This is a genomic window from Streptomyces palmae (assembly GCF_004684805.1).
Lineage (GTDB): Bacteria > Actinomycetota > Actinomycetes > Streptomycetales > Streptomycetaceae > Streptomyces > Streptomyces palmae.
Genome location: NZ_SRID01000610.1, coordinates 1 through 2,107 on the forward strand (window position 1 = coordinate 1; position 2,107 = coordinate 2,107).

2 protein-coding genes are annotated in these 2,107 nt (G+C 74.2%); both read left to right on the forward strand.

Features of this window, described 5'->3' with window-relative positions:
- Positions 1–1,213: sensor histidine kinase (locus tag E4099_RS31470; protein ID WP_135342506.1), on the forward strand; the 1,213-nt coding region annotated here is incomplete at its 5' end.
- Positions 1,214–1,242: 29 nt separating this feature from the next.
- On the forward strand, positions 1,243–1,959 hold the full coding sequence (locus E4099_RS31475) for a response regulator (protein ID WP_135342507.1): 717 nt from the start codon (positions 1,243–1,245) through the stop codon (positions 1,957–1,959).
- Positions 1,960–2,107 lie beyond the last annotated feature (148 nt).

A 2,107-nucleotide genomic window follows, 5' to 3' on the forward strand; every position in this document is an offset into this window, starting at 1 on the left:
CACCCACACCCTCACCGTCCAGGACCCCAAGAACATGGTGGCCATCGTGATCTTCTTCGCGGTGGCCGTCTCGGTCGCCTCGGTGGTGGATCTGGCCGCCCGCCGCACCCACCAGGCGGCCCGGCTGCGCGCCGAGTCCGAGGTGCTGTCCTTCCTGGCCGGCAGCGTGCTGCGGGGCGAGGACAGCCTGGAGGCGCTCCTCCAGCGGGTCCGGGAGACCTTCGCCATGGACTCGGTGGCCCTGCTGGAGCGGGCCAGCGACGTGGACCCGTGGACCTGCGCGGCCAGCGCCGGGGCCGGCGGCGCCCCGCCGCCCGAGCGCCCCGAGGACGCCGAGGTGGACATGCCCGTCGGCGACCGGATGGCGCTGGCCCTCAGCGGCCGGGTCCTGCCCGCCGAGGACCGCCGGGTGCTCGCCGCCTTCGCCGCCCAGGCCGCCGTGGTCCTGGACCGGCAGCGGCTGCTCGGCGAGGCCGCCCGGGCCCGCGAACTCGCCGAGGGCAACCGCATCCGCACCGCGCTGCTCGCCGCCGTCAGCCACGACCTGCGCACCCCGCTGGCCGGGATCAAGGCCTCCGTCTCCTCGCTGCGCTCCGACGACGTGGCCTGGTCCCCGGAGGACGAGGCGGAGCTGCTGGCCGGCATCGAGGAGGGCGCCGACCGGCTCGACCACCTGGTGGGCAACCTGCTGGACATGTCCCGGCTGCAGACCGGCACCGTCACCCCGCTGATCCGCGAGATCGACCTGGACGAGGTGGTGCCGATGGCGCTGGTCGGCGTCCCGGAGGAGAGCGTCACCCTCGACATCCCCGAGGAACTGCCGATGGTCGCCGTCGACCCCGGCCTGCTGGAACGCAGCGTCGCCAACGTGGTCGAGAACGCCGTGAAGTACAGTCCCGCCGGCACACCGGTGCTGGTGGCCGCGAGCGCCCTGGGCGACCGGGTGGAGCTGCGGGTGGCCGACCGGGGGCCCGGCGTCCCGGACAGCGCCAAGGACCGCATCTTCGAACCCTTCCAGCGCTACGGCGACGCCCCGCGCGGCGCCGGCGTGGGGCTCGGCCTCGCCGTGGCCAGGGGGTTCGCCGAGGCCATGGGCGGAGCGCTGGCCGCCGAGGACACCCCCGGCGGCGGCATGACCATGGTGCTCACGCTGCGCGCCGCCCCCGGCCGACCGCCGTTCCGCCCGGAGCTGCCCGCCCGGGCCACGTCATGACCAGCCACGACAGCACAGAGAGGCGACCGATGCCGCGACCTTCCGGGACCGACCAGAAGACCCCCGTGCGGGTGCTCGTGGTGGACGACGAGCCGCAGATCGTACGCGCCCTGGTGATCAACCTGAAGGCCCGCAGGTACGAGGTGGACGCCGCCCCGGACGGCACCACCGCGCTCGAACTCGCCGCCACCCGCCACCCCGACGTGGTCGTCCTGGACCTCGGCCTGCCCGACATGGACGGCGTGGAGGTGATCAAGGGGCTGCGCGGCTGGACCCGCGTCCCGATCCTGGTGCTCTCGGCCCGCCAGACCTCCGACGAGAAGGTCGAGGCGCTGGACGCCGGCGCCGACGACTACGTCACCAAGCCGTTCGGCATGGACGAGCTGCTGGCCCGGCTGCGCGCCGCGGTGCGCCGCGCCGAGCCGGTGGGGCAGCACGAGGCCGAGGTGGTCGTCCGGACCGACACCTTCGGCATCGACCTGGCCGCGAAGAAGGTGAACCGCGGGGGCCGTGACGTACGCCTCACCCCGACCGAATGGCACCTGCTGGAGGTCCTGGTGCGCAACACGGGGCGGCTGGTCAGCCAGAAGCAGCTGCTCCAGGAGGTCTGGGGCCCCGCCTACGGCACCGAGACCAACTACCTGCGGGTCTACATGGCCCAACTGCGCCGCAAACTGGAGGCCGACCCCTCCCACCCCCGCCACTTCATCACCGAACCAGGAATGGGCTACCGCTTCGAACCCTGAGCCCACCCAGCGCACACGGCCGCGTGAGCCAGGGGGGCGCGGGGAACTGCGCGACCAGCCACCCGCAGGCCGCAGTGACCCACAACCGCAACCCAGCCCCGCACACACCCCTGGCGGCGGGCCGCCCCCGCCAGGGGGCGCGGGGAAC